The sequence below is a fragment of the Neoluteolibacter marinus genome (genome assembly GCF_014904755.1).
GTDB lineage: Bacteria > Verrucomicrobiota > Verrucomicrobiia > Verrucomicrobiales > Akkermansiaceae > Haloferula > Haloferula marina.
Genome location: NZ_JACZFQ010000129.1, coordinates 23,628 through 29,981, shown reverse-complemented (window position 1 = coordinate 29,981; position 6,354 = coordinate 23,628). Strand labels below are relative to the sequence as shown.

The following is a 6,354-nucleotide window of genomic DNA, read 5'->3' as shown; positions in this document are numbered from 1 at the left end:
GCGCCGCCCGCCGTCCCCCCGGAGGCGGTCGAGCCCGGTGTCCGCCGTCGTGAGCCGGTGGCGGACAAATCGATGGAAGGAGCGAGCGCGCTGCGGGAGATACCGTAGCGGGCGCGTGCCTGCTCCACGTTCAGCGCCGCGACGCGGAGGTCGCGGTTGTTGTCGAGCGCAAGGTCGATCAACTTCCGGAGGCGGGGGTCGGTGAAGAACGACCGCCATTCCAGGTCGGCGGAAACGGAGCCGCCGCGGTTGCCGGCGAAACTGACGGGCACGACCTCGGCACCGGGCTTGTCGAGCGCGGGGTCGAGCGAACAGGAGGTGAGGAAGGCTGCGGCGAGCAGGAAAAGGCGGGAAGTTTTCATGGGGAATTCCTTGGTGGGGATCAGGCGGTCTTGCTGCGGCCGACGCGCTCCAGCACGACGTAGAAGACCGGGGTCAGAAGAAGGCCGAAGACGGTCACGCCGATCATTCCGGCGAACACCGCGACGCCCATGGCATGGCGCATCTCGGCCCCGGCACCGGTGGCCGCGACCAGCGGGTAGACCCCCGCGATGAAGGCGATGGAGGTCATCAGGATCGGCCGCAGGCGCAGGCGCGAGGCCTCGACGGCGGATTCGACCACGCCCTTGCCCTGTTCGCGCAGGTGGACGGCGAACTCGACGATCAGGATGGCGTTCTTCGCCGCCAAGCCGATCAGCACGATCAGTCCGATCTGGGTGAAGATGTTGTTGTCACCATCGGTCGCCCAGACCCCGATCATCGCCGACAGCAGGGCCATCGGCACGATCAGCAGCACCGCGAAGGGCAGGCGGAAGCTTTCATACTGCGCGGCTAGTACGAGGAACACCAGCAGGATGCTGATCGGGAACACCAGCATGCCGGTGTTGCCGGCGAGGATCTTCTGGTAGGTCAGGTCGGTCCAGTCGAGGGTCATGCCCTTCGGCAGGGTCTCGGCGGCGACCTTTTCCATCAGCGCCTCGGCCTGGCCGGAGCTGAAGCCGAGCGCTGGGCCACCGGTCAGGTCGGCGGCGGGGTAACCGTTGTAGCGCATCGCGCGGTCCGTGCCGTAGGCCTCGTTGACGGTCAGCACGGAGCCGAGCGGGACCATCCGGCCCTGGTCGTTGCGGGTGCGCAGGCGGGCGATGTCGCCGGCGCTGGTGCGGAACTCCGCGTCGGCCTGGGCAATGACCTGATAGGTGCGGCCGAAGCGGTTGAAGTCGTTCACGTAGAGCGATCCCAGGTTCACCTGCATCGCCTCGAAGATGTTGCCGAGCGGGATTCCCTGCTGCTTGGCCTTGGCGCGGTCGATGTCGGCGTCGAGCTGCGGGTTGTTGACGGTGAAGCCGGAGAACATGCCGGCCAGGCCGGGCGTCTGGTTGGTCTTGGCGACGAGTGCCTGGGTGGCGTTGAAGAGCTCGTCGTAGCCGTGGCCGGCGCGGTCCTCGATGTAGAGCTTGAAGCCGCCGGTGGTGCCGAGGCCATTGACCGGCGGCGGCGGGAAGACGGCGACGAAGGCGCCTTGGATGCCGGCGAACTTCGCCTGCAACTTGGCGGCGATCTCTTTCCCCGAAAGTCCGGGCCCCCCGCGTTCCTCGAAGGGCTTGAGGCCGATGAAGGCGATTCCGGAGTTCGGGCTGTTGGTGAAGCCGTTGATCGACAGGCCGGGGAACTGCACGGCGTTGTTGACGCCTTCCTCCCCGAGGGCGATCTCGCCCATCTCGCGGATGATCTCATCGGTGCGTTCGAGGGAGGCGCCCTCCGGAAGCTGGGCGAAGGCGACCAGGTAGGCCTTGTCCTGTTCCGGCACGAAACCGGACGGGACTTTCTTGAAGATCGACCAGGTGAGGAAGACCAGCCCGCCATACATCAGCAAGGCGATCGCGCCGCGGCGGACGATCCGCTGGACGCCGCCGGCATACTTGCGCGAGAGCCAGTCGAAGAAGCGGTTGAAGGGCCGGAACAACCAGCCGAAGAGGCGGTCCATCAGGCGGGTGAGCCCGTCCTTGGGCGCGTGGTGACCGCGCAGCAGCAGGGCGCTCAGCGCCGGTGACAGGGTCAGCGAGTTGAAGGCCGAGATGATGGTCGAGATCGCGATGGTGATCGCGAACTGCTTGTAGAACTGGCCGCTCAGCCCGGTGATGAAGGCGGTCGGGATGAACACCGCGGAAAGCACCAGCGCGGTGGCGATGATCGGTCCGGTGACTTCTCGCATCGCGCGCTTCGTCGCTTCCAGCGGGGACAAGCCGAGGGCGATGTTCCGTTCGACGTTCTCGACCACGACGATGGCGTCGTCGACCACGATCCCGATCGCCAGCACCAGGCCGAACAGCGAGAGCGCGTTGATCGAGAAGCCGAGCAAATGCATCACCGCGAAAGTGCCGACCAGCGACACCGGCACGGCGGCGAGCGGGATGATGGAAGCGCGCCAAGTCTGAAGGAACAGGATGACGACCAGCACCACCAGCACGATCGCTTCCAACAGCGTGTGCACCACCGCCTCGATCGAGTGGCGGACGAAGACCGTCGGGTCGTAGGCGATCTCGTAGTCGAGGCCATCGGGGAAGTCGGCCTTGAGCTCTTCCATTTTCTCACGAACGGCATTCGAGAGCGCGATCGAGTTGGAGCCGGGCAGCTGGAAGATCGGGATGGCGACCGCGGTCGTGTTGCTGAGCAGCGATCGCAACGCGTACTCCGAGGCGCCGAGCTCGACCCGCGCGACGTCTTTCAAAAGCGTCCGCTCGCCGTGCTCGCCGACCTTGACGACGATGTTCTCGAATTCTTCCTCGGTGACCAACCGGCCCTTGGTGTTGATCAGCAACTCGGTGTCGATCGCCTGCGGGTTCGGCTGCTGGCCGACGGCGCCGGCGGCGACCTGGACGTTCTGCTCGCGGATTGCGGCGACGACATCGCCGGCGGTCATGCCGCGCGAGGCGACCTTGTTCGGATCCAGCCAGATGCGCATCGCGTAGTCGCCGGAACCGTAGAGCTGGACCTGGCCGACGCCCGGCAGCCGGGCGAGCACGTCGCGCACCTGCAGGGTCGCGTAGTTGCGGACGTAGATGTCGTCGTAGCGTTTGTCCGGCGACAGCAGGTGGACGACCATCGTCAGGTCGGGCGAACTCTTGAGGGTGGTCACGCCGAGGCGGCGGACTTCCTCGGGCAGTTTCGGCAGGGCCTGCGCGACGCGGTTCTGCACCTGGACCTGGGCGAGGTCGGGATCGGTGCCGAGCTTGAAGGTGACCGTCAGGGTCATCACCCCGTCGCTGGTCGCCTGGGAATACATGTAGATCGAGTTTTCGACGCCGTTGATCGCCTGTTCGAGCGGGGTCGAGACGGTTTCCGCGATCGTCTGCGGGTTGGCGCCGGGATAGGTGGCGCGGACCACGACGGTCGGCGGGATGACCTCGGGGTATTCGCTGACTGGCAGCAGCCACAGCGAGATCGCGCCGACGAGGAAGATGATGATCGACAGCACCCCGGCGAAGATCGGGCGCTTGATGAAGAAGTCGGAGAAATTCATGACGGGAGGCAGGTGGGAAAACGGGACAAAGCTTCCCCGGCGGACCGGAGCAGCTGCTCCGGTCCGGGGAGTGGTTGGGGTGCGGGCCGCGGCTCAGTTCACCGCGACCGCGGGGTCGACGATCATGCCGGCGGTCACGCGCTGCAGGCCGTTGACGATCACGCGGTCGTGCGGGCCGATGCCGTCGCGGATCACGCGCTTGCCGTTGAGCACCGGGCCGAGCCGGACGGTGCGATAGGACACGGTGTTCTCTTCATCGACGGTCAGGACGAACTTCTGGCTCTGGTTGGTGCCGATCGAGCGCTCGCTGACCAGCAGCGTGGGCGCGGCCGGGCTGACCGGCAGGCGGACGCGGGCGAACAGGCCCGGGACCAGCGATTCGTCGGGATTCGGGAAGACCATCCGGTAGACGAGCGTGCCGGTGGACGGGTCGACGCGGTTGTCGGACGATTCGATGAGGCCCTGGTGCGGGAAGCCCTTCTCGTCACCGACCTGCATCTCCACGGCGACCCGGCCATCGTTGCCGCCGATCTGCTTGTCCCGTTGCAGCCGGGAAAACGACAGCGCGGTGGCTTCATCGACGTCGGCATAGACATAGACGTCGCCGGTCGAGACCACGGTCGCGAGCAGGCTCTCGAAGCCGGGCGCGCCGGAGACCAGGTTGCCGGGGGTGATCAGCGCGCGGCTGACCTTGCCGCGGATCGGCGAACGCACCTCGGTGTATTCGAGGTCGAGCTTCGCGGTCGCGAGCTGGGCCTCGGCCGACTGGACCTCGGTGCGGGCTTCGGCGACACGGGAGCTGCGGGTTTCCGCCTCCTCGCGGGAAACCGCTCGGTTCGCCAGCAGGCCGGCGGTCCGCCGGGACTCGTTCTCCGCCTTGCCGAGGCCGACCTTCGCCCGTTCGAGCGCCGCTTCGGCGAGCTCGACCTTGGCGCGGTAGGGGCGGGGATCGATGACGAACAGCACGTCGCCCTTTTCCACCACCGTGCCGGCTTGGAAGCGCACGTCATCGATGTGGCCGGAAACCCGTGGCCGGATCTCCACCGTCTCGCGGGCATCGACGCGGCCGATGAGTTCGCGGTGGTCGGCCAGGGTCTGCTGTTCGACCGGCGCGACCGTCACCTTGGCGGGCACCATCATCGGGGCCTCGCCCTTTGAATCCGCCGCGAATGCCAGCGGTGCGAAGTGAATCCCGGTGGCAATCATGGCGACGCCGGCGAGTGAAAGCGCCAGGCGGGTGGTGAAGCGCGAGCCGGCGATGTCCGGAGGCTCCGACAGGGGAGGTTCATTGGGATCGGAAGGGTTCATGATGAGGAGTAGTTGACTGATTGGTAAAGATTTCGGCAAAAAAAGGGGACACATGGTCAGCGGTAGCCACCGGCGATGCGGAGGGTTTCCCCGCTGATCCACGAGGATTCGTCGGACGCCAGGAACACCGCGGCGCCGGCAATGTCCTGCGGCTGGCCGGTGCGGCCGAGCGGGGTGGCGGCCTCGACCTGGCTTTGCATCTCGCTTTCGGCGATGCCGGCGGCGTGGGTGCCTTCGGTTTCGACCATGCCCGGGTTGATCGCGTTGACGCGGATGCCGCGCGGGCCGAGTTCGGCGGCGAGGACCCGGGTGATGGCATCGACCGCGCCCTTGGTCGCGCTGTACACCGCCGAACCCGGGAAGGCGCTGGTGGAAACCACCGAGCTGATGTTGATCACGCTGCCACCGGATTCCGGGAACAACGCGACCGCCTTCTGGGTGGCCAGCAGAAGTCCGAGGACATTGAGGTCGAAGTGCTGGTGGAAATGTCCGGCATTGATCTCTTCCAAGGGGGCGAAGCCATAGATCCCGGCGTTGTTGACCAGGATGTCGACCTGGCCGAAGGCGGTCTGGGTTTCCGCGAACAAGCGGGAGACCTCCTCTTCCTTGGCGAGATTGGCTTGGACGGCGATGGCCTTGCCACCGGCCCCGTTGATGGCTTCAACCGTGCGATCGGCGCCTTCGCGGCTGCTGGCATAGTTGACCACGACCGCGGCGCCTTCGGCGGCGAGGTGCTTGGCGATCGAGGCCCCGATGCCTTTCGAGGCTCCGGTGACGACGGCGACTTTTCCTGCGAGTTTCTGAGTGCTCATGGCGTTCTGAATCAGTGGTTAATAGTTGACCGTATAGTAAACAATTGGGGCAAAAAAAGGGGAGCGTTCAGTCGGGACGGGCGGTGGTGGTGGTGGCACCGAGGAGATCCATCGCGGCGTCCGGCAGGATCCGTAGCGGGGCCAGGTCGTTGTGAATGCGTGCCTGGGCGAGGCTGCCTTCATAGAGGGCATAGACGGCCCGCGCCTTCACATTGGCATCCCCGGCGGCAACGGAACCCTCCGCCTGGGCATCGCGGATCGCGGACTCAAGGTAGCGGGAGAAGCGGTTGAGCGTCTCACGGACCTTTTCCCGGATCGGCTCGTTCTGTGTGCAGACCTCGGAACCCAATGAAAAACAGGGGCATCCGAGAATCTGTCCATGCTCCTTCTGGATCTCCGCCTGGCAATCGTGGGCAGACTGGAGAAACAAGCGGATGCGCTCGAGCGGTGGATTCGACACCGAGAAGATGGCGTCGAACTTCGGCTTCATCTCCGCTTGCCACTCCTCTTCGAGGGCGGCGACCGCGAGATCGGCCTTGGATTCGAAGAAGTAGTAGAAGCTGCCCTTCTTGACCCCGGCCTTTTCGCAGATGGCGTCAATCGTCACGACCCCGTAGCTGTTCTCCCAGATCAGATCGAGAGCAGCATCGAGCAGTCGTTGCTTGGCGTCACTTTTGCGTCCCACGCCGGAACCGATAGTTGACTGTTTGGTAA

General features: G+C 65.7%; 5 protein-coding genes. All 5 read right to left on the bottom strand.

The features are described from left to right. The coding region (locus tag IG178_RS26055; protein WP_193215072.1) for a TolC family protein at positions 1-362 on the bottom strand (362 nt) is incomplete at its 3' end. A 20-nt stretch (positions 363-382) separates the two neighbouring features. Next, positions 383-3,520, bottom strand: coding sequence for an efflux RND transporter permease subunit (locus IG178_RS23665; RefSeq protein ID WP_193215071.1), 3,138 nt, complete (start codon positions 3,518-3,520; stop codon positions 383-385). A gap of 93 nt (positions 3,521-3,613) precedes the next feature. After that, a complete protein-coding gene (locus tag IG178_RS23660; RefSeq protein ID WP_193215070.1) occupies positions 3,614-4,828 on the bottom strand; it encodes an efflux RND transporter periplasmic adaptor subunit in 1,215 nt (404 codons plus the stop codon). 56 nt (positions 4,829-4,884) lie between these two features. After that, positions 4,885-5,640 carry an SDR family NAD(P)-dependent oxidoreductase gene (locus tag IG178_RS23655; RefSeq protein ID WP_193215069.1) on the bottom strand — a complete coding sequence of 252 codons (756 nt, stop codon included), beginning with the start codon at positions 5,638-5,640 and terminating at the stop codon, positions 4,885-4,887. A 67-nt stretch (positions 5,641-5,707) separates the two neighbouring features. Then, positions 5,708-6,325, bottom strand: coding sequence for a TetR family transcriptional regulator C-terminal domain-containing protein (locus IG178_RS23650; RefSeq protein WP_193215068.1), 618 nt, complete (start codon positions 6,323-6,325; stop codon positions 5,708-5,710). Positions 6,326-6,354: the final 29 nt, after the last annotated feature.

Bases quoted from the DNA above. Each gene is read 5' to 3' on its own strand.
- IG178_RS23655 (WP_193215069.1), bottom strand. From the start codon at position 5,640: ATGAGCACTCAGAAACTCGCAGGAAAAGTCGCCGTCGTCACCGGAGCC.
- IG178_RS23660 (WP_193215070.1), bottom strand. From the start codon at position 4,828: ATGAACCCTTCCGATCCCAATGAACCTCCCCTGTCGGAGCCTCCGGAC.
- IG178_RS23665 (WP_193215071.1), bottom strand. From the start codon at position 3,520: ATGAATTTCTCCGACTTCTTCATCAAGCGCCCGATCTTCGCCGGGGTG.